The sequence below is a fragment of the Ktedonobacter robiniae genome, assembly GCF_016587375.1.
Lineage (GTDB): Bacteria > Chloroflexota > Ktedonobacteria > Ktedonobacterales > Ktedonobacteraceae > Ktedonobacter > Ktedonobacter robiniae.
In genome coordinates this window covers 2,434,215-2,456,927 of the sequence record NZ_BNJG01000002.1, presented here as the reverse complement: position 1 = coordinate 2,456,927, position 22,713 = coordinate 2,434,215, and the positions used below count along the sequence as shown (strand labels likewise).

At 54.9% G+C, this 22,713-nt stretch carries 13 protein-coding genes and 2 pseudogenes; 10 read left to right on the top strand and 5 right to left on the bottom strand.

The features are described 5' to 3' along the window. Positions 1–251: 251 nt before the first annotated feature. Together JMJ04_RS31400 and JMJ04_RS31395 are read right to left on the bottom strand one after the other, a co-directional pair. Positions 252–1,765, bottom strand: a pseudogene (locus JMJ04_RS31400) (ISNCY family transposase). Positions 1,766–1,995: 230 nt separating this feature from the next. Continuing rightward, positions 1,996–2,871, bottom strand: a complete 876-nt coding sequence (locus tag JMJ04_RS31395) for an SRPBCC family protein (RefSeq protein ID WP_201374286.1) — start codon at positions 2,869–2,871, stop codon at positions 1,996–1,998. A gap of 234 nt (positions 2,872–3,105) precedes the next feature. Between JMJ04_RS31395 and JMJ04_RS31390 the strand changes: the two genes are divergently transcribed. The 6 genes and pseudogenes from JMJ04_RS31390 to JMJ04_RS31370 all read left to right on the top strand — a co-directional run bounded on the left by JMJ04_RS31390 (position 3,106) and on the right by JMJ04_RS31370 (position 12,561). Continuing rightward, entirely contained in the window at positions 3,106–4,374 is a 1,269-nt protein-coding gene (locus JMJ04_RS31390) for a M4 family metallopeptidase (RefSeq protein ID WP_201374285.1), read from the top strand. Then, positions 4,358–4,666: a protealysin inhibitor emfourin gene (locus JMJ04_RS31385; protein WP_201374284.1), complete on the top strand. Its 309-nt coding sequence runs from the start codon at positions 4,358–4,360 to the stop codon at positions 4,664–4,666. Before JMJ04_RS31390 ends, JMJ04_RS31385 begins: the two co-directional genes overlap by 17 nt. A gap of 75 nt (positions 4,667–4,741) precedes the next feature. After that, on the top strand, positions 4,742–6,400 hold the full coding sequence (locus JMJ04_RS31380) for an isovaleryl-CoA dehydrogenase (RefSeq protein ID WP_201374283.1): 1,659 nt from the start codon (positions 4,742–4,744) through the stop codon (positions 6,398–6,400). A 683-nt stretch (positions 6,401–7,083) separates the two neighbouring features. Beyond that, a pseudogene (locus tag JMJ04_RS49035) lies at positions 7,084–7,272 on the top strand (helix-turn-helix transcriptional regulator); the annotation flags it as partial. A 308-nt stretch (positions 7,273–7,580) separates the two neighbouring features. After that, on the top strand, positions 7,581–9,875 hold the full coding sequence (locus JMJ04_RS31375) for a tetratricopeptide repeat protein (protein WP_201374282.1): 2,295 nt from the start codon (positions 7,581–7,583) through the stop codon (positions 9,873–9,875). A 280-nt stretch (positions 9,876–10,155) separates the two neighbouring features. Next, positions 10,156–12,561, top strand: a complete 2,406-nt coding sequence (locus tag JMJ04_RS31370; protein WP_201374281.1) for an FAD-dependent oxidoreductase — start codon at positions 10,156–10,158, stop codon at positions 12,559–12,561. Between the two features lie 180 nt (positions 12,562–12,741). Here JMJ04_RS31370 and JMJ04_RS31365 read toward each other — a convergent pair whose 3' ends face one another. The 3 genes from JMJ04_RS31365 to JMJ04_RS31355 form a co-directional block, all read right to left on the bottom strand. Continuing rightward, the gene (locus JMJ04_RS31365) at positions 12,742–12,954 is read right to left on the bottom strand and encodes a DUF2795 domain-containing protein (RefSeq protein ID WP_201374280.1); all 213 of its coding nucleotides are present in this window, start codon (positions 12,952–12,954) and stop codon (positions 12,742–12,744) included. 225 nt (positions 12,955–13,179) lie between these two features. Next, on the bottom strand, positions 13,180–15,084 hold the full coding sequence (locus JMJ04_RS31360) for an SWIM zinc finger family protein (RefSeq protein ID WP_201374279.1): 1,905 nt from the start codon (positions 15,082–15,084) through the stop codon (positions 13,180–13,182). A gap of 175 nt (positions 15,085–15,259) precedes the next feature. Then, a complete protein-coding gene (locus tag JMJ04_RS31355; protein WP_201374278.1) occupies positions 15,260–18,016 on the bottom strand; it encodes a N,N-dimethylformamidase beta subunit family domain-containing protein in 2,757 nt (918 codons plus the stop codon). 149 nt (positions 18,017–18,165) lie between these two features. Between JMJ04_RS31355 and JMJ04_RS48205 the strand changes: the two genes are divergently transcribed. From JMJ04_RS48205 to JMJ04_RS31335, 4 genes are all read left to right on the top strand, one after another. After that, positions 18,166–18,720, top strand: coding sequence for an MFS transporter (locus tag JMJ04_RS48205; protein ID WP_201374277.1), 555 nt, complete (start codon positions 18,166–18,168; stop codon positions 18,718–18,720). A 95-nt stretch (positions 18,721–18,815) separates the two neighbouring features. Next, the gene (locus tag JMJ04_RS31345; protein ID WP_201374276.1) at positions 18,816–19,241 is read left to right on the top strand and encodes a DUF6069 family protein; all 426 of its coding nucleotides are present in this window, start codon (positions 18,816–18,818) and stop codon (positions 19,239–19,241) included. Positions 19,242–19,503: 262 nt separating this feature from the next. After that, positions 19,504–19,962, top strand: coding sequence for a MarR family winged helix-turn-helix transcriptional regulator (locus JMJ04_RS31340; protein WP_201374275.1), 459 nt, complete (start codon positions 19,504–19,506; stop codon positions 19,960–19,962). Further along, positions 19,916–22,708, top strand: coding sequence for a PEP/pyruvate-binding domain-containing protein (locus JMJ04_RS31335; protein WP_201374274.1), 2,793 nt, complete (start codon positions 19,916–19,918; stop codon positions 22,706–22,708). The genes JMJ04_RS31340 and JMJ04_RS31335 overlap by 47 nt, the downstream gene beginning before the upstream one ends. Positions 22,709–22,713 lie beyond the last annotated feature (5 nt).

The window sequence follows — 22,713 nt, the reverse complement described above, 5'->3', positions numbered from 1 at the left end:
TTCTGATGCCATACGTTATCAAAAACAACATATAGGGATAGTCTATTCCCTGAAAAGCATAACGTCAAGACTATTTTTGTGCAGAATGGAACCTTTTTATCATTGTGTGACAAAATTACTTATCCGAGCCAGGCGGCTAGCCGGAATTACCCGGCGGGACTTCTCACTACTACGTGGCTCGCGTGATTATATTAATATGTGGCGTGAAGATGCCGCTGGCAATTTCACACCACATATTAACTCTTTTTTTGCTACGTTGGCAATCTTTCAGTGAGAAGCATTTCTTCAAGAGCGGCTACATACGCTTCGGGAGATTTACGGAAGCGAGAGCGATCACGACATATCGTCTGACGATAATCCAGTTCATTGCGCAGGGTACGCCAGCGAGCAATATCCGTGAGACGAAGGTCATCGCAGCTGAATTGCTGGTGGCAGGAAGCAACCAGCGTAATGACACGAACAGGGCCGCGTATAATCAGACCGGGAGAAGCACTCTTTCGCCCAGTCGCTCGTCGCTCATAGTGCCGGGCCGAACCAAAATAGTGCTCCAAATCATTGTTGGTGCGAGGGAGGTCAGGCACATCGTAACAATGAAACAATCCAGGCCAATAGCTGGTGGTGACTTTGCGAAAGGTGGTCAACATTGTGGTGAGTGCTTTAGAAGATGCCGAGACTTCCGCCATTTCGGTCAGGAGCTCCTCATAGCGTTGACGAACCTGCGCCCCCTTTAGTGTTTCATCATTTGAGAGGATATGTGCTGCTCGATATACCCAATGATAGCCGGTTTGCACATCTGACCACAGGGAGCGTGTGGCCGCTAACCCTTTGGTCAGCATCGATTGTAAACGTTCTAACTCGTGCGGTACATTTCCCCTTTTTTCTGCCACCCTCGTGAGTGATGCGAGGAGAATAGTCATGCGTTCCTGTAGTTTAGACCCGAAGCGGAGAGCGGCGGTCGCCCATCGTCGGTGAGTGCGCTTCGCACCGCCAGACAATAGCCTCGAATGGCTTGCGCTTCAAGGTCCGTTCGTTTTTCCAGACCTCGTTCAATCGGGCGAATACCTCGAAGCTGCTTCTTCAATTCCTTTTTTGCATGACGATCTGCTTCATAGACCGGCTTGGCCGCCTCACGCAAATAGTGAAAATGACATAACTGATGTGGCACTTCTGGCAGAACGGTCTGAACCGCGTTCCGAATGGAGCGTTGGCCATCCGTCACAACGCCGCGAATGGGCACCGGGAGAAACGCTTGGACCTCGCGCAGCAGCACCGCAAGATCGTCTTCACTGGAACTGAGTAAGCTACGAGCCAACAGCACTTCACCAGAGGAACAATCGCGGAGAACCCACAACACTTCATGCCCCACATCTGGTTGTAACCCATCCAGAGCCAAAATCACGAAGCCTTGCGTCAAAAGCAGTTAACGCAAGCGTGTCTGATCGGTCAGATGGAGCGTCACTAACTCTTCATAGCGGGCGAGCAAATTCGTCACTGTGCGTTCAGAGATCAGTACGCTTCGTGTGAGCAACTCTCGATGGATTTCTGGAACGCTGCGGTGATGCATGTAGCGAAGCGAGCCAACAAGCGCGATCACATCGAGGCCGAACTCTCCATGAGGCAATGCCCAGTGCCCTTCTTCTTCTGGACGGTAGGATCGATGATATCGTCCACACGACGGATTCTGACATCGGCGAATAGTGAGGGTGAGTTGGCACAAACCGTTGAGGGTAGTTACCGTGCGAGTTGTGGAGGATGCTACCCACAACCGCTTTCCACATTCCCAGCACTGCGGGTTATGGGGAACGAGGAGACACTCCTGCGTTGCAGCAGGACGGGGATGCTTTCTTGCCATCGTTTCTTTCCCAAAGGGAATTGCAACGTATAAGCTTCATTCCTCGTAGGGAAACTGCCTATGAGGAATGAAGCTTGTACATGTTCTTTGTCCAGAAACGGTTTGCTGCTGTATACCAAAGGCACAAACAGCAACCTCATGCCTCATGCTGGATGCGAGAGAAGGTGTTTTAATGACCCTAACGCTTTTGCCCAGACCTCATTCGCGAAGTACGTGGTCCAATGGTCGTACTCAGCAGGTTCGCAGTCGAATGTTGCCGACCATTGGACAAATGCTCTGTTTCCATCGACAACCGGCGTCACGCGCAGCGTCACGACGCAATTGCGTATCGGATACGGAAAGGGCTCGCAGAACTCATAGGTGTAGAACCGATCAAGGTCCGAGTGGGCGAGGAGCCGTTGGCGATGGAAAACACTGGTATCGCCAAGGCGGGCGTTGCGGATGGCACCGACCTCCACGCCTGATTTCCCTCCCTCAATAGAACTCTCGCTCACGCTTCCCGTCCAGGTGTAGGTGCCAAAATCGCGAATGACGTCCCAAACCTGGTCGGCTGTTTGCTCAAAGATCGTGCTGTAATAGGATTTCGCCATGAGTATTCTCCTTGCTCTGTACTGTAGGCTCGGCGACCTTCTATACTCATCCTCTTTCCTCTCGTTGCCTTCCATGCTCCTGAGGTGGTGCATTTTCTGCTCAATCGCGGCAAGATGGTTTTCAAGTTCGAGCATATGTTCACAAACCTGCTGATGATGGGCTTCTAGCAACGCCAGGCGGGCATTGGCTGTCGCGCTTCCTTGTCGTCGCAAGTCGGCGTATGCTCGCATCTGTCGAATAGACATCCCGGTCGCTCGCAAACGCAGCAGAAAGGTAATCCAGTTGAGGTCATCCGCCGTGTAACGACGATGACCACTTGCCGCTCGATCAACAAGAGGAAGCAATCCTGCGCGCTCGTAATACCGGAGTGCATGAACGCTCAAGCCCGTACGTGCCACCACTTCTTGAATGGTGAATGCTTTTTCCATACAAGCAGTATAAAAGCTAGAGCGCGCTCGAAGTCAAGGGGCAACCAGTCAGTGTGAAGAACAAGGATGAAAATTCGCTCAAAAGAAGATTGCTATTGTTGTTTTTTTGTACATTTTCCGCTTTATGTGCTATATTTTAGAGTATAAGTAACTGACACAAAACTGCGCATCCTACACAGAGTGTTGACCAGGGTTGGTTGAAGATGTTGTGAGACGAAAGGAGACACTCTTCTCATGCAACAGCAGTTCACGCCTCGCATCCTACACACAATTGTTCCACCGCACATACTCTCCTCCATTGCGGAACGTGGCACGCTCCAACAACGCGACCGCGCGTTGAAATCACTGGAACTTGATCAGTATGTACGTGCTGCCCGCTCTCGTTCCATACCCTTGCTACAGGCACAATTGCCGCAAACCGTCGTCGCCAAGGCCGTCGGACCAGAGCGCTCCATCTATGACGCCCAACAGGCAACCGATCTCCCCGGCAGCTTGATTCGCCATGAGGGACAGACTCCTATCACTGATAAAGCGGGAAATGAAGCTTACGATGGCTTAGGATGGACCTATAAATTCTATCAACAGGTCTATAGCCGTAACTCCATCGACAACAAAGGCTTACACCTGGATGCCTCCATTCACTATGATGTCAGCTATAACAATGCCTTCTGGGATGGCGGACAAATGGTCTTTGGAGACGGCGATAGCGACACATTCAATCGCTTTACCATTGCCCTTGAAGTCATTGGGCATGAGCTAACACACGGGGTTACAGGTAGCGAAGCCAATCTCGACTATAATGACCAGCCGGGCGCGCTCAATGAATCCATCTCGGATGTCTTTGGCTCCCTGGTCAAACAGTTTTCACTCAACCAGAGCGCCGATCAGGCCGACTGGTTGATTGGTAAAGGCCTGTTTACAGACAAGGTTCAGGGAGAGGCGCTACGCTCCATGAAAGCTCCTGGTACCGCCTACGATGATCCCGTTCTGGGGAAAGATCCCCAACCTGCTACCATGGATGGTTATGTTGACATGACCGACGATAATGGTGGTGTACATGTGAATTCGGGAATTCCGAATCATGCCTTTTACCTGGCTGCTATCGCGATAGGTGGTCGCGCCTGGGAGAAAACGGGGCGCATCTGGTATACAACATTGTGTGATCGCGCCTTAAAGTCGTCCGCCAACTTTAGTGACTTCGCGACACTGACCGTCAAGCACGCGTCCGCACTCTATGGAGCCAACAGCCAGGAACAACAGGCGGTTCAGAAAGCCTGGGAGACTGTCAAGGTATTGAAAACCAGCATTGGCACCATCCCCACAGATGGCACAGATGCCACAACTGGAATAGTGATTACGACGCCTGGTAATACAGGCAGTTCAAACTGGCCCATTCCAGATGACTCTGAAGACAATGCTCCCTGGCAGTTTCCCCAGAATACTCCTGAGAATTTACCTCAAAATTTATCGGAGGAGCCAGATGAAAGTGACGCTGCGGACTGAAGGCGGCCTGGCATACTTCCCAGGCATGACAAAGTCCCATGTTCTGGATAGTACGTCTCTCTCCCCTCAGGAGGTTAAGGAGCTACAACGCTTGCTTGACAAAGTGCGCGTCTTCGATCACTCCCGACCATCGAAGCACACGTGCCGCGGGGCCGACCAGATGCACTATATGCTTACAGTCGATGATGGAGCCAATCACTATAGTTTGCAGGTCTGCGATCCCGTGCAGGACCCGCAAATAAAAGCCCTCCTCTCGTTTGTCAAAGATCGCCTGCGCGTCAAAAAAGAGTAAAATATGTCTATGATGAATGTGTGGGCGCGCATGCCCACACATTCATCATAGACGTTTACTGCAAAGGAGCATTTCATGGACGTATTCGCTCATCCGGCTATTTCGACACATACTGTTGCCAATCAGCCACCACCTCTTGTTCAATACAACCCCTTTACTCTCGATAGCGCGCTCATCGCTGGAATACAACGCGAAGGCGCTGGCTGGGCTGAAGAGCGCCTAAGCGAGTTGGGGCGCTACCTGGGCAGCAGCGAAGTTATCACTCAGGGCTTTGAGGCTAATACCTATCCACCCGAGCTTCACACACACGACCGCTATGGCCATCGCATCGATGAAGTAAGCTTTCACCCGGCCTGGCATCAGCTTATGGGAGCGGCGGTGAATTGGGGAACACACGCGCTCTCATGGCGCGAGGAGCGTCCCGGTGCACAGGTCGCACGCGCGGCAGGCTTCTATCTCTTTACTCAGGTGGAGGCGGGTCACGGCTGCCCGATCTCGATGACGCATGCCGCCATTCCGGTCCTGCGCCACCAGTCAGAGCTAGCCGAGACCTGGCTTCCCGGCCTCTTCTCGCTCGAATACGACTTCGGCCTGCGCCCCGCAGCCGAGAAGCGCGGACTCCTCTGCGGCATGGGTATGACCGAGAAACAGGGTGGCTCCGACGTACGCGCCAATACGACTCGCGCCGTTCCTGCTGGTGACTTGGGCGCGGGCACCTATCTGCTCACTGGTCATAAATGGTTCTGCTCCGCCCCTATGTGCGATGTCTTTCTCGTCCTGGCCCAGGCCCCCGGCGGGCTCTCCTGCTTCCTGCTGCCACGCGTCCTCCCCGATGGCACACGCAACCCCTTCTTTATTCAGCGCTTGAAAGATAAGCTTGGCAATCGCTCCAACGCCTCCAGCGAGGTCGAGTTTCAGCAGACCGTGGCCTTCCTGGTCGGCAAAGAGGGCCAGGGCGTGCGCACTATCATTGAGATGGTGAATTACACACGCCTGGATTGTATCCTGGGCAGCACGGCCATGATGCGCCAGGCCCTGACCCAGGCCCTGCATCATACGCGTCACCGCCAGGCCTTCGGCCGGCCTCTGCTCGACCAACCCCTGATGCGCAATGTGCTCGCGGACCTCTCGCTTGAAGTCGAAGCAGCAATTACCCTGGCCCTCCGCCTCGCTCGCGCCTGCGAACAGGCTCCCACTAGCACACATGAGGAGCATATCAAGCGCCTGGGGACGGCGCTCGGCAAATACTGGGTAACGAAACGCGGCCCCACGTGCGTGGCCGAAGCGCTCGAGTGCCTGGGTGGAAACGGCTACGTTGAAGAGAGTATCATGCCACGCCTCTATCGTGAGATGCCGCTTAACTCCATCTGGGAGGGCTCTGGCAACGTCAACTGCCTCGATGTCCTGCGTGCCCTCGCCAAACAGCCACAGGTTCTGGAGAGCTTCTTTACTGAGGTCGCGCCCGCCCGCACCGCGAACAAATACCTCTCTGATGCGGTCCAGGCCCTGCAACAAGAGCTTTCGCACCTGGATAACATTGAGTGGCGTGCCCGCTTCCTCGTCGAGCGCATGGCCCTGATACTCCAGGGTGCGCTCCTGGTCCAGCACGCACCCGCACCGCTGGCCGACGCCTTCTGTGCCACGCGCCTGGGTGGCACCTGGGGTCATGCCTTCGGCACCCTCCCTCCTGGCATCGACGCCCAGGCCATCCTGGCCCGCTCCCTTCCCTCTTAATGAAATACATAGATATAGAAGCAGTTTGCGTACATGCGCAAACCGCTTCTATATCTATTATCCCAACGCTGTTGGTAACGAAACACATCTTCTTCCATTCCAAAGCATCAAACGCACTTCTTTTGCTGCCGGGTTATTATCAGGCCTGGTAATAGTGGAATGTGGTAAGGGCCATGCTAGCATTGTAGGGTTACGCTGTTCTACTCGTTCACTACAAAACAGTAAGCAGCATACCAGAAGAACAGCCAACACCCAGCCAAACGCTCGATCATGATGCGTATCCGACGCCATTACACCAGAAGTATATGGAATCAATAGAGGGAGTACAATCATTGCTAATAGCTCGAAGAGCCTGGTAAGCAATATCAGACATGCCATAGTGATGTTGAAAAACCTCTCCAGTAAGCGTTCTTAAGTTACTTATAGTATCGGCTTATGCAGATCAACAGGGCGTATAGACCTCAAGAGAACTCGTAAAAATATGCTCAACATCTTGATGGGCATACCATTTTTCGCACCAAGTTTGGCTCCTGGCCTTTCCCTATCTGGTAGAGCCAGGAAGAAGACAGAGGCTTGCCAAAAGCGGTAAAAGCAGATACCATAGCCACAGAAGACATTTCTTGTGCCGTGGAGGCCCGCTACTGGCGTACGCCAGTAGCGGGCCTCTGGAAAGATCGGGCCTGATGAAGAAACTCACTCCTGCTGGCGCCAATCAAAGACTCAGGGCTGAACGCTTGCGTAAGCACTGGTCTCAGCAAGAACTGGCGGATCGCATTGGTGTCTCTGTGATCACGATCAACCGCTGGGAGCGTGGGGTCACGGTCCCCAGCCCCTATTTCCGTCTGAAGCTCTGCTCTCTCTTTGACAAAAGTGCAACTGAGCTCGGCCTCTTTCCTGACGAGCAAGCAGAACAGGGCACGTCCTCTGAGCCAGGGTCACCTATCGATCACCCGCAGCTTCCCCAACAACTCAAATATCTCCCCTACCGGCGCAATCCCTTCTTTACGGGTCGCGAAGCTCTTCTGGAGCGCTTACATACCCGCTTGCAGGCATCCCCACGCAGATATACGCCCTGTGTGGCCTGGGCGGCATTGGTAAAACACAGACAGCCCTCGAATATGCCTACCGCTTCTATAGCGCCTACCAATCCATTCTCTGGCTCCCCGCCGAGACTACAGAGATGCTGGCCTGGAACTGCCAGGGCCTCGCTCGTCGTTTCGGTACCACTACCATACTTGAGGAACAAGCTCCCGAGGCGACTCTGGAACTGGTACGTATATGGCTTGAAACGCATGAGAGCTGGCTACTTATCCTGGATAACGTTGAACAGGTCGCGGTCATCGAACCCCTCCTGCCTTCTCTCTTTAATGGTCACATCCTGCTTACCACGCGTGCCCAGGCAACTGGCCCCCTGGCACAGCACATTGACCTTAAGCAGATGAGTGATGAGGAGAGCGCGCTCCTGCTCCTGCGCCGCGCAAAGTATCTCGCTGTGTCTGCATCCTTGCACACTATTAAGGAGCAGGATGTGCATGAGGCACGCGCCATCGGCAAGCTCCTCGGTGGCCTCCCTCTGGCCCTCGACCAGGCAGGCGCCTATATAGAGGAGACGGGATGCAGCCTGGCCGATTACCTGGTACGCTATCAGCGCCACCGTAAAGACCTGCTCGCCCGGCGTGGCAGCAATCCTATGGAGCACCCGCTCTCCATCGCTGGCACTATCTCCCTTTGCATCGAGCGCCTGGAACAGGAGCAGCAGCCTGCCGCCGAGTTACTGTACTGCTGCGCCTTCTTGCAACGCGAGGACATTACAGAAGAGCTGTTGAGCTTACTCTCCCCTGAATTGGGAATACAACTGGCTCCGGTATTGAGCGATCCCCTGGCTCTAGATGACGCCATTGCCCGCCTGCGTGCTCTGTCGCTTCTCTATCGCCAGGCCACAACGCACAGCCTGGTAGTCCATAGCCTCGTTCAGGCCATCCTGCGCGATGCTCTATCCCAGGAGCAGCAGGATACCTGGTTAGCACGTATCCTGCGAGGCCTGAACCGAGTCTTCACCGAGGAATTGAGCATGGAGGCCCTACGCTTGAATGAACAACTACTCCCCCAGGTCTTGCAGAGTCTGGAATCCCTGAAACAGACACACTCAGTGCCTCCGGAAGCGACCTCTCTCCTTTATAAGGTGGCTCGCTATCTCACCTTGCGTGGACAATATAGCCAGGCCGAGAGCTTTCTTCATAGGGCATTGGAGCTGCTTCGTCAGTCTCCCCGGGCATCGACTCGGCGTCAGGATGAGGCTAATCTGGAGGCTAATTTGTATAATTGCCTGGGACTCGTCTATGAGGCCAGGGGCGCTTATCAGCAGGCAGAGCAGGCCTATGCCAGGAGCCTGGAGCTGCTTGAGGGCACGCTGTCAGCGGAAGACCCGAAGTTAAGCGAGGCCCTGGAAAATAGCGGGCGCCTCGCGCTCCAGCAGGGCCAGCTTCTCCAGGCCCAGCACCTGCTCCAGCGCGCCCTCACACTACGCCAGCTTGAACTTGGACCAGGCCATCCACACCTTGTTCCGCTTATCAAGCTCTTCGCCAACCTGGCGTATGAGCAAGGGCAGTATCAACGGGCCGAAACCCTTCTCTTGCACGCGGTTGAGCTAAGCCAGCAGACACTTGGGCCTACCCATCCGCATAGCATCGAGAGCGTAAGCAGCCTCGCGACCATCTACAAGCTACTGGGACACTATCAGCAAGCAGAGGATCTCTATCAGCAAACCATTCTCCAGCTTGATAGCAACGACGAGACCACGCGCTACTCGACTATCCCCTCCCTGCGCGGCCTGGGCCTGCTCTATGGACTCCAGGGGCAGTATGATCGGGCCATAGCCCTCCTCAAGCAGGCCCTCGCCATATGTCAGCAAATAGTCGGGCATACACATTCTGAGACCGCTGAGAGTTTGCGCACCCTCGGCCTTGTCTACCGCTTACAGGGTGACCTGTCTCAGGCAGAAGCATTTCTGCGCCGGGCCTGCACGATATTCGCCAGCAGCCTCGGCGCCCATCATCCAGAGGTTGGCACCTGCTTGAATACGCTGGGTCTCGTCTATGGACTCCAGGGAAAATATACCCAGGCCCTGGAGACACTCCAGCAATCCAACCAGGTCTTCCTTGAGATCTTCAGTGACACCCATCCCCAATTCGCTGAGGGCCTGGCCACGCTTGGCATGATCTATGGCTTACAGCAAAATTTTGCCCAGGCAGAAGAGCTCCTCAAACGTGCCCTGCTTATCCAGGAACAGGCGCTAAGCAACGACCACCCGGCGCTCGCCAGCACGCTGCATAGTCTGGCCATGCTCTATCAAGAGCAAGGAGAGCGCGAGCTGGCGCTTCCCCTGTCTCAACGTGCCCTCGCCATCCGTGAACGCGTGTGGGGCGCCGATCATCCAGAAGTTTGCGCCAGTCGCGCCTTGCTAGCCAAATTGTAGAGTCCATGCAAGCATGGACTCTATGAGGTTCTGCGGGATAAGGGTGTGGTGGCAGGGCTGGCTGCGCCAGCCCTGCCACCACACCCTTATCCCTTGTGAAGCGTCGCAGACGCTGAGAACATAGTGACTTATCCAGGTAATAGGTGCACGAAATGCAAAGTGCTAATACGAACAGAAACTGATAGGTAAACTGATATATCTTGTGATTGTTTTGCGCCTGATGGGAGCCTATTCTAAGAAGAGAACTAAAAATAGCAAGACAGTTGCAAGGAAAAGATCTATGTCGCGTCTCGTTACCTATCAACTTGACACCACTACACTTCCAGCCAGGCCGGCTACACGCGATGAGCATGGGCAGCCCTCCTTTACCTTGACCATCGATGGACGAGTAATGCAGGCCTATGAGGGCCAGACCATCCTGAGCGTGGCCATTGATAATGGCATTCAAGACATCCCCAATCTCTGTAATGATGAGAAGTTGGAGCCGACCTCGGCCTGCCGTATGTGCCTGGTGCATATCGAGGGCCAACAGCTGCCGCTCCCTTCGTGCAATACGCCAGCTCAACCCGGTATGGTGGTGACAACAAACTCGGATGAGCTCTTCCATATCCGCCGCACCAACCTGGAGATGATGCTCTCAGACCATAACGCCTATTGCCAGCCTCCCTGCCAGGTCGAGTGTCCCACGCATATCGATATCCCTGGCTACCTGGAGTTGATCGCGCAGGGTTCAATGAAGGAGGCCGCACGCCTGGTAAAAGAGGTCTTGCCCTTCCCCTATATCCTGGGCCTGACCTGTCCGGCTCCCTGCCAGGACGGCTGCCGCCGTAAGCTCGTCGATGAGGAGATCGCCATCTGCCGCATGCATGGTCACGCCGCCGAGACCTGTCTGCTTGATCCTCCCATACCATACGAGAAAGATCCCACCACGGGCAAACGCGTCGCCATCGTGGGCGCGGGCCCGGCGGGCCTCTCCTGTGCCTACTACCTGGCGCTACGCGGACACTACGTCAAGGTCTTTGATAAGCAGTCCCAACCGGGCGGGATGCTGCGCTATGGCATTCCAGAGTATCGCTTGCAGAAGGATATGATGGACCGCGAGCTACAACATGTCTTTGATCTGGGAGTAGACCTGCAAGCCAATATCGAGCTGGGCAGAGATTTTACCGTTGATGATCTCTTAGCACAGGGTTTCGACGCCGTCTATCTCGCCATCGGCTGCTGGACTAGCAATCAGATGCGCATCCCCGGCGAGGACGCCCATGGCGTGGTCAACGCCATCAAGTTCCTCTATGACAAGGTCGAGGGCAAGGCCACACCCGTCAAAGAGGGAAACGAGGTCGTTGTCATCGGTGGAGGCTTCACGACCTTTGACTGCACACGTACCGCCCTGCGCTTGGGCGCTAGAGTCCATACGACCTATTACCGTACACGCAAGGATATGACGGCGACGCTTGAAGAGATCGAGGACGGCGAGGCTGAGGGAACGCACCTCCTGGTCGGCGCGGCTCAGCAACGCGTGCTTACGGAAAATGGGCGAGTCGTTGGAGTCGAGTATGCGCGCACAAGGCCTGGCGAGCCGGATGCCAGCGGTCGCCGCCGCCCCGTCCCCATTCCCGCCTCCGAGTTCACAATACCCTGTGATACGCTCATTCCAGCCATCGGCCAGAAGGTCGATACCTCCGTGCTCAATGAGCAGGCTGGGGTGCAATGGACGAAGTGGAAGACCATCCAGACCAATCCCTTTAACTTTATGACCGACCACCATGGCGTCTTCGCAGGCGGCGACTGTCAGCTTGGAGCAAGCACAATTATTCAATGCGTGGCGCAGGGAAAGTTAGGCGCGCGCTCAATCCATGCCTTCCTGATGGGTGAGGACATGGACGAGGTCGCTCGCCGCCTGGAGTTGGAGGAGCGCAAGCCCGATCTCTTCGACATCGTGCCCTATAAGCCAGTCAAGCCTAAGGTCAAGATGCCGATGCGCCCCTATGAGGAGCGCAAACACAATTTTAGCATCATCGAGATTGGCTACCTGCAAGAGCAGGCCCAACGTGAGGCTGCTCGCTGTCTCCAGTGTGCCTGCCCAGCAGCTGGGCAGTGCGACCTTCAGCGCTACAGTATCGAGTATGGCCTGGCCGATAACCGTTTCCACGACGGCGAGCCGAGCGACTACCATGACTACGAGACTGATCTCTCGCACAGCTTCATCCTGCGTGATCCCAACAAGTGCATCAACTGTACGCAGTGTGTCCGCGTCTGCCATGACGTCATCGGCCCCGACTGCTATGGCATGTTTGGTAAGGGCTTTGATACTATCGTCTCGACACCGTTTAATGTCAGTCTGCATGACACCGACTGTGTCTCCTGTGGTGCCTGTGTCCAGGTCTGCCCGACCGGCTCACTGATGATGGCCGAGCGTCACCTGACGCGCTATGCCTTCGCGCTGGACCGCTGTATCTTCTGCGGTGACTGCGTCGAGGTCTGCCCTCACGGTGCGCTGGGTGAAACCCCCAACTTCGAGCTCTCGTTCTTCAACCGCTTCGGTGAGGACGTGACTCTGGAGAAGCACGACCTGGCCCAGGCCCCCGACTACCTGGTTCGCCAGCGCCTCCCTCGCAGCAAGAAGAGTCTGCCCGTCATGAGCCCGCTAGTTCGCCCCCTACCCTCCCGCGGCATCCGCGAATAATAAATAGGGGTAAAATTTGTGGCGATGACCAGCAGGACGGCAAAGCCGTCCTGCTGGTCATCGCCACAAATTTTACCCGCGAGCCAAGCAGTAGTCGCGTACGCAAGTAGCGGGCGGCATATCCATTGGGTATGCCGCCCGCTCTCTTTTGCACCATGCTTATAACGCGCTTAAACCGTGTTAGCGCTGGCTGCGGTTCATCTCACCGATAGCCTTGGTCAAGCCAACAGGGCTGTCGAAGCTTCTCTCGGGCAGGCTCTGGAGCGCCTGGCGGATCTCGTTGGTCGCGCCATGCTGGTTCGCATACTCGATAACTTCCTGCTTGTCAGCGGGGAAGTCAAGGCCTTTGATACACTTCTCAACCTGGACTGGATTAATTGGCTGCTGGGCCATCTTTTTCCTCCTAATGAGCAGCTTGCTCACATGAGGCACTTGCGCCAAAGTGTGGTACCGGTACGCAAACGCTTCACATGTACAGCTACTGTATCTTAAATACTCACTCTGACATAACAAAAGCAGCTTCCCGGCGGCGACACTAACACTTTCGTAACGCCGCTCGGTTTGTTACTCTGTTCCTAGTATGCAGAACCAGGCGAAGAAGTATATGCAAACTCATCATCAAAGCTTTTGCATCAACTCGATCAGCTTCTTTTTCGACCGGTGCTTATCACGCAGGCGCCTGATATATTCGCCCCACTCTCCACCTTTGTTCGCAGACATATATGCCTGCTTCATATACCCCAGGTAGCGCACAATATCTGCATAGTAAGAATGGTGTACCCTTGCCAGAGCGTCTTCAATCAGAGGGTGACAATAGCCAATTACCCACTCCGGGCGCTTGCTAGCAGCGGCCTCCAATACTGTCTGTGCCTTGATGTTCCTTAGATTTTCCCCTCCTGCATACCCCGGCTTCTCGACCAGCTTGATAGCGTCATCGATCATATCCTCGCGCAGGAAGATCCGTATCGCATCATCGCTTTTTTCCTTCTTTACATGCTCTAATACCTCTGAGCGCAATTTTGGCCAACCCTCGCCCGCGATCTCTTTGACGTTGAGGTAGCTGGTCAGAGTACAGCGCTTTAGAAAGACATACCATGCCGATGCCAGTGCCAGATCCTTTCTCCCCGCCTGCCTGGCGACTCCCATTGTCCACTCTGTCAGGGAGAGCTTCACATTGCCATAGCCTGGGGTATGATCCGGAAGCTGGAGACCATGTTCTGCTACCCGGAGCGCCTCGTTGACCGTGCCGTTTGCATAGACTCTCTGTGCCAGTTCCAACATCTCACTCTGGCTCTGCAAATGCTTCAGGCCAAAGTCAATGGCCTCCTGCTGCCGACCCATTTTCAGCAACTGCTGCACATATTCTTTATAGCGCTTCATGGCCCGCGCCAGGTTCAGGTACTCCTCCCAGCGCTCATGACGCGCCAGGACATGCAGGCGCACCTCGACGATATCGCCTACCTCTTCGTCGTCCGAGATCTCAACTTCCTCATCTTCCTCATCCTCGAAGTCTTGCTCCTCGCCCCAGAAGTCTGCCACAGCCTCGGCCCCTTCTGCCTCCTCGGCATCCATGATTTCTCCGGCCAGTATCCGCTTGAGAGACTCCTCCTCCCAGCCCTCCTTCAGGACCTGCTTCATTACGAGAAACACACGAGAGTTCGCCCAGCTATCGCTAAGCTGCATCTCCCACTTCTTAATCTGCTTCTGCCACTGTTCACGCTCCTGCTTCGTCAGTTCAGCCCCCAACAGAGCCTCCGCCAGCAGGGAGGTAATTTCTATTCCAGTCGAATACAGCATGGATAGATCGACATACTCATCATCCGTGTCCGCCCAGTAGTCAATATAAACATCGAGCAGCGCCTTGAAGGCCTCCAGCACGCCGCGCTCCTGCCGTGCGTTTATCATCGAGGTAAACAGTTCAAGAAACGAGTCTACCTCATCCAGGCCAGGATTGGTATATTCCTCATAATAATCGTCGTAATCATCCCAGTAATCGGCGGCCTCATCAAAGGCCTTTTTCAGCCGTTTACGCACAAATACAGCTTCTATCCCAGGCAACTCCTGCCTACCCTGTGCCTTTGGCCCTGGCTGACTCTGCGTGGCCTTCAAGACCTCCACCATCATCTCTACCTGCTCAATAAGCTTGTCATCAGATGCAACCAGCTTTTTCACGATCTGTACCATTTGCTCGGTTGTCAGGCCCGCCAGTAGTTCATCCAGGCTGAGAGCCTCCTCCACAGCATCAGGCTTATAAATGATCATCAGGCACACGGCGACCATATGCTTGCATAGGCCACCATAGTTGTATGGGCAACTGCACGCTGCCTTAACGGCTCCCGGCTGATTAACTACCATCACATGGTATGGCTCGTACTCGCTCCCCTGCACCCGCGCCTCATATGTATCGCCACGCAATACAAGCGAGGTAACAGCCCCCTGGTTATAGTAGACCTTCCCGCGCTCATACGAGTTACCCGTCGCATTACTACGAACGAGCTCTTCTGTTAAAAATGACACTGGCATGCTGCAACCCATCTATTATGAGAAACGCTTCTGTTCAGACATTAAAGGGATTTTATGGCCAAAAGTTTAGCACAAATCTGGGAAAAAGCCATATTAAATATTAATATACTCTGGAAAAGAGACAGGCTGGAGCGTGTTGCACTCCAGCCTGTCTCTTTTCCAGAGTATATTAACTCTATTCCCCTTCTACGGGGCCGTTGTAGTTGCTCGCGACCTGCACATCATCGAAGTAGAGCGTCGTCTGGGCGTTGCTATACATCATAATGCGCTGAAAGGGATTGCCTGTGGAGAGATTCTGGTCAATGCTACCCTGGGACGCTCCATTTAACCAGACCTGGGCATGCCCCGCCTGATCCTGGAAGTCCTGGATCTCCAGGCTATACCAGGTGTTGGCATTAACCGAGTTATTGGGCGTCGAGATGCTATAGACCTGGTTCGATGCCCCCCAGAAGTAGATGTCAAAGGCGTGCGTGACATTGTCGTAGTCAACCTCCCAGATTGAGCCATTATTCTGGTTGCGCCCAATCGCCACAATACTGCCGTAGGTGGTACTCGCCAGGCGCACATAGAAGCGCGTATAGGTATGGGCCTGGGCCGAGGAGAGCGGCGCATACAGGTAGGCATACTGGTTACTACCATTGGTAATGGCCGCGGCCTTCGTTCCGCTATGGACCTGGCTCGACTCAACCGTTATGCTTCCTGAGCCATCGCTATTAGGCAACGACCACTTACTCGTGTTACCACCCTCAAAACCATCGCTAAAGTAGATCGTGGAGTTGACGCCCGTCCCGGTCAGGGCAATCGCGTAAGGGCTTCCCGCCGCGCTATCATTCACGGTTAGGGTCGCGCTCCGACTTCCCAGTCCGGCCGGTGTAAAGGTGACATTGATCGTACAGGAGGCACTGGGGGCCAGCGTACTGGAACTCGCGGGACAACTGTTGCTCTGCGTATAATCGCTAGCATTTGTACCACTGATGCCAATGCTATTGATCGTCAGGGCAGCGGTCCCGTTATTGGTCAGGGTAATCTGTTTCGCCCCGCTGGCAATGCTAAGATTCTGCGTTCCAAAGTCCAGGCTCGTGGGACTCAGGCTACTCCCTGGCGCGGGCACAACGCCAGCTCCCGTCAGTGCGGCTGTGTGCGGACTCCCACTGGCATCGTCATTGATGGTCAGCGTCGCGCTACTATTCCCCTGCACGCTCGGCTGATAGGTGACGCTAATAGTACAGGAAGAGTGCGCCGCCAGGGTACTCGGGCTTATCGGACAGGTATTGCTCTGGCTAAAGTCGCTCGCGCTGCCACCGGTGATGCCTATGCTATTAATCGTCAAGGCGCTGCTGCCATTGTTGATCAGCGTCAGACTCTGTGGGCTACTGGCGGTATTGACGTTCTGGTTGCCAAAATTGATACTACCAGGATTCAGGCTCACTCCCGGAGGGGCTGCACTGATAAAGTTATTAAGCAGGTTAGCAGTCATCTGCTGAATGCCCGCGTTGGCGTAGGTATTGCCCTGGGAGTTGTCCAGGCCCAGGCTCCATTGGATGGTACCCGAGGCAAAGACGCGTGCCCCACTGGGAGCCGTGTAGATCGTCGTGTCGGCGTGTGAATTGCCCGTACCACAGCAGGCATTCACCGGCGAGGAACCCAGCACGATTAAGCCTGGTGGGGTTGCGCCGTTATCAAACACTCTGTCATACTCGTAGCCAATGATACCTGGAACCTTGCTGCCATCAGTAAAGCCCGTGCCGGCATAGATCCAGTGTGAGGTATTCTTAGCCACAAAGGTATAATCCTGGTATACCTGCTGCTCATACATAACGCCTGCCATACCGTTCTCCGGGCGGTTAATATGCGGATCACGCCAGAGGTCGGTGAGCACAGAGTTATCCACATTAAACATGGGATCGGGTCCCGGCGGCGTGTTAAATTGGGCGAAGTCTTTATACCCCACCTCGATCCGATTGGCGACGCCTTTACTATCGGACTCCAGGCGAATCTGCCAGTAGGAGGTATTCGCGCCAAAGAAGCCAACATTCACGCCCGCCTTGATGGCATTCTCGACGTTGTCGCGCATCGACTTGGTCCAGTACTCATCATGCCCAACCGAGAGGAAGGCCTTGTGATTGGTCAGGGGGTTGGTATTGGCAGCGGTATCGATATCCGTGGTATAGGTCAGGTCATAGCCACGCGACTCCGCCCAGCGCACGAACTTATACTCCCAGAAGAAGTAGTGGCCCGCGCCATTGCTATCGCCAGGGCGGAAGGGACGGTTAAATGAAACCTTCGAGGCATGCGCTCCACTAAAGATCGCTTTATTGGTCTCATTATTATAGAGTCCAGTCCCACCCCAGGTGTTATACGCCTGGTAGGTCGTTACACTCGTCTGGAAGACGATATCCTCGTGCCCGCCGTCGTCACGCACCACAAAGAAGATGAAGCTTGACTTATTCGTCGAGGTGGTCAGCTTCGCCAGGTAGACCCCCGTCACCCAGTCAGACGGGATATTCAGCGTGGTCGTCTTTGTCCAGTTACAATCAATCAGGCCAGTTTTGGGATCAGGATTAGGCATTGGCTGATGCACGCCGGTAAAACTGCCCAGCGAAGTCACCTTGCGCGCGCCTATTCCCCCATACCAACCCGTGCGAAAGACATCAATGCTAAAGCTGGGCGCGGTCGTTGTAACATACAAGTCCAACGAGTCGCCATGATTGACACTAATTTTCGAGCCATAGCCAGAAATCAGATCATACTGCAAATCAGAGGCAAAATCATTCCAGCCATCGGTTCCCGGTTTACTATTCTCGATCTGGATCGCGTTCTGTGTCGCATGCCTTGCCCCAACCACCAGTCTTGCGGTCACATAGATGACTGGTAGCGCGGCCGCTATCAAGAGACATACAAGAATGATACGCATTGGGCGCCATCGAGACATCAACTTTCTCATCACCCTGCTCCCAATTTCTCTCAAGCCATGCTCGAGATAAAATTCTTCTGCCACAAAATGGACGTGTGGGCAATAAATCAACCCACTTCAACCCACTTATAACTCTAGCGATTACATGTGTTTACCTTGTAGCGGAAATGATGGTGAATTGGTGGAGACGGGCAACAAAAAATGGATATCAAGTATATACATTCTTAGTCAAAAAGCTTCTGACCGACGCTGTAAAGCTCCTACACCACACTAGCAATAAAGCCACCGCTGTCACTAAAAGCTTAATTGACAAAAGCTCACATTTTAACGCTTCCTACGCAAAGATTGCTGGCAGGCGCTGGCTCATTGGTTTAAATATTATTGGGAACGTGGTCATGTTTGGTGTCCCCGCCCTCAGCAGCAATCCCTGGCTTGTCGGCGCGGCAGGCTTCCTTGGTGGCATAGGCGGCCCTATGTGGACCATCGCCGCACACTCCCTGCTTGGGCGTAAGGTGCCCTCACCACTCTTAGGTCGTGTCAGTGCCGCCTATAATTTTCTGGGTAATGGCATCGCCGCCAGCGGCCCCTTGTTAGGTGGCCTCCTGGCCCAAACGCTTGGCCTACAAACTGCCTTCGCACTCAGCGCCGCCTGCACCCTTCTCATGCTTATCCCTTTCTTCCTCTTTATCACAGAGAAGACCATGACTTTCGACATACCTTGAAATGTGTCTTTCCATCCTTCCTCCCGGCATACGCTTGAGACTATACTTCTCTCGATCCCTACAACTGAGTAGATAAAATATAAGGAGAACAAATCATGGCATCCACGATCTCGCGCAAACAAGTAGCTTCACGCAAGCTTCTCTGGGTCGGTCCACTGACGCTTATCGTCGCGGCCCTTGTGAATAGCCTTATCCGTACGTTAGCCGTTGCCTTCCTCGGGGTTCCCGAGAGCTTTGCAAGCTTGCAGTTACCCTCAGTCATAGGTAGCACCATTTTCTTTGTGCTGCTGGCTCTGCTAGCCTTTGTGCTGGTCAGTCGCTTTGCACAGCGACCCATTCAGTTCTACCGCGTTCTGGCGCTTATCGCCCTGTGCCTCTCGCTGCTCACGCCCATCATGGCCCTGACTGGCCTCTTCCCCGCTCCCGGCATGAACCTGCCCATCTTCTGGACCATGTTGACCATGCATATCATTACCGCCGCCCTCGTCGTGGGGCTGCTAACCACCCTGACGCGCAAATAGGGGAGGCCCGCTCCTGGCGTACGCGGCTACTCGGTTGGGGAACCTGTAGCCGCATACGCCAGGAGCGGGCCGTCAATTCAGTTCTCCCACATAGCTCAAGGTTTCCCATCATTGCTGTCAAACACTGGCATAGGCTGAGCCCCTTGACTTATTGCTTGTGCGTTTGCTATAGTTTACCTAATGAAAAAATTGCAAGTGTGCAACTAAAGAAGGAAAGGGGCCGTCAATTCATACAACTGACCAGGAATTGCTCGCACAGAGCATGCGCACTCTCAGGCGGGCCATTTTCCAGGATTTTATTATTGGTATGCTACGCGCCGATCAAGCATTTGATCTCTCATTTGCGCAGGTAGCTACCTTAATCACGTTAGAGACAAAGGGTGAATTGAGCATCAAGCAGATCGCCGAACAGCTAGGCCGTTCACTCTCAGCCACCAGCCGCCTGATCGACCAGCTTGTGGTACAGGGGCTGCTAAGTCGGCGCGAAGACAAACGTGATCGCCGTACCAAACAGGTTGCACTGACCGAACATGGTCAAGCATTGATCGCACAAGTTGAACAACGGCGCGCCGATGCGCAAATTGCCGTGATGGCTTATCTTTCACCAGAGGAGCAGGCACAGGTATTGCAGGCAATGCTGCTCCTGGCTGAAGCAGGAAAAAGAAAGGGGAAGCATGATGTCTCTCCAACCGCAGAGTCAACCATCTCTCAATCAAGCTGAGAAAGCAAAGGCTGAGCTGACGCCTCGCTCTAATAGCGCAACACAAGCAAGCACACCGCTGCCAGGACAAGAGGACAACGCTATGCAAGCTCTGGATGCCTTTGTGATCCCGTTGGCAGGGCTGCATCGAGATCAGCTAGCGCGGGTTGGTGGCAAGGCAGCGAACCTGGGCGAAATGATCAGTGCCGGGCTGCCCGTTCCCCTGGGCTTCTGCGTCACCACGCATGCCTATGCCCGATTCGCCGCTGACGCCGGAATGGATTCATTGCTGGCTGAGGCTCAGACAGGAGACAACAATATCCTGGCCGAAGCAGCTCGTACTCGCCTCCTGAATACAGCACTCCCTTCTGAGATCGTTGAAGTCATCCTTCATGCCTACCAGCAGCTTGGCGAGGACACTCCTGTAGCCGTGCGCTCCTCCGCCACTGCCGAAGATCTGCCCGGAGCATCCTTTGCCGGTCAGCAAGACACCTACCTCAATATCGTTGGGCAAGAGGCCTTGCTCACTGCTGTACAGCGCTGCTTTGCCTCTCTCTGGAGCGACCGCGCCGTCAGCTACCGTTCCAATCTGAAGGTTGATCAGCGCACGGTCCGCCTGGCCATCGTCGTACAAACAATGGTTGATTCCACGGTCGCGGGCGTGCTTTTCACCGCCAATCCGCTCACTGGCAAGCGACACCAGGCCGTTATCGACGCTAACCCTGGCCTGGGCGAAGCAGTCGTCTCCGGTGCCAGCAACCCTGACCACTTTGTCGTCAATAGCAGCACCGGCGAAATTGTCGAGCAGCATCTCGGCGACAAAAAGCTCGTCATCAGCTCCATCGCGGGCGGCGGCATCTTCCACGCCGAGAATCAGGCCACCAGTGATACAGCCTGCCTGACCGATGAGCAGGTGCGTGCAGTGGCGCGGCTCGGCGTACAGGTTGAACACTACTATGGCACTCCACAAGATATCGAATGGGCCATTGACGCCAACAGCAAACTGTGGCTTGTGCAGTCCCGCCCCATTACGACGCTCTATCCTCTGCCAGACAACGCTCCCACCTCTGATGATGACCTGCGCGCCTATTTCTCCTTTAATGTCTTCCAGGGTGTCTTTGGCCCCATCACACCTGCTGGCCGTTCAGCCCTCCGGCTCTTTACAGGCACCATTGCCACCTTCATGGATCTGGGTCCCAGCGATCCCTGGGATGGTCCAGCTATTTTCATAGAAGCAGGCGAACGGATCTATATTGATCTGACCCGCGTGATCCGTAGCGAATTGGGGCGCAAGCTGTTCCGAGGCGCGGCCTCGATTGGTGAAGCGCGCAGTGTCGAATTGATCGAACAACTCAGCAACGATCCACGCCTCGCCCCACTTCCCAAACAACGGCTCCGTTTCTGGCGCATACTTGCCACTTTCATCCTGAACACCCATCTGCCAATTAGCGTCCTGCGAGCTCTCATCAATCCCAGGGGCACACAGAAACGCATCAAACAGCTCCGCGAGCACCTCGAAGCCCTGGTCGCGACAGAACATGAAACTGACGCCGTTGAACGGCTGCAACAATTTGAGCAAAGCTTTCGCCAAGAAGTCAAACGCATGTTCACTACTATTGTGCCCATGATCCCTGCTGGACTGGGTTCGCACGCCATCGCCACCTATCTCCTGGGCAAGGATGCCTCTCCAGCCGATATGCAGATCGTGCTCCGTGGCCTGCCACACAATCCCACCACCGAGATGGATCTGGAACTCTGGGCCATAACGCAACGCATCAAAGCGAGTCCTCCCACCGCTCACTTTGTGCGTGAAACCTCCATCGCCGAGATCGTGCAAGGCTATCTATCTGGTAGCTTGCCTGCGCTGTTACAAAGCGAGCTTACAGCCTTCCTGCGCCGCTATGGACATCGTGCCGTCGCCGAGATCGATATGGGTGTTACGCGCTGGTCTGAAGATCCCACGCATATCATCGGCATGCTCGCCAACTACCTGCGCCTGGAGGATGACATCGCCTCACCTGATGTCCAGTTTGAACGTGGAGTGCGTGAAGCTGAGGCTATGGTCGCCGAACTGACCAGGCATGCCCGCCGCAGGGGCTGGCTACGGGGCAAGCTTGTTGGCTTCTTCCTGAGCCGTGTCCGCGCCCTGGTTGGCTTTCGCGAAATGCCCAAATATTGCATCATCTTACTGATGGCCCACCTGCGCAAGCTCCTGCTCGCTATCGGCAAACAACTGGCAGCTAGCGGACAACTAGAAAATGCGCACGATGTCATCTTCCTCAGCGTGCCCGAAGTCCAGCGCGCGCTGGCCGGTGAAGATCTCCACCCCCTGGTCCACGAGCGACGCGACCGCTTCGACCGTGAAATGGCTCGTCGCCACATCCCTCGCTTGCTTCTCTCGGATGGCACCGAGCCATCGCCCGTCCCTACGGGTGACGCGGCAGCACACATCCTGACAGGTGCGCCCGCCTCCCCAGGACAAATTACGGCTACAGCGCGTGTCGTTCTCAATCCAAACGGTGCGCATCTGGAGCCCGGGGAGATCCTGGTTGCCCCTTCCACTGATCCTGGTTGGACGCCGCTTTTCCTGACGGCAGGCGGCCTGATCATGGAAATGGGTGGCATGCTCTCACACGGTGCGGTGGTCGCTCGCGAGTATGGCATCCCGGCTGTGGTTGGCGTACCCGCTGCGACCGAACGCATCACCAGCGGCCAGCGCGTCACTATCGATGGCACGAGTGGCACAATTACCCTCAACGAAGAGTAAGCGTA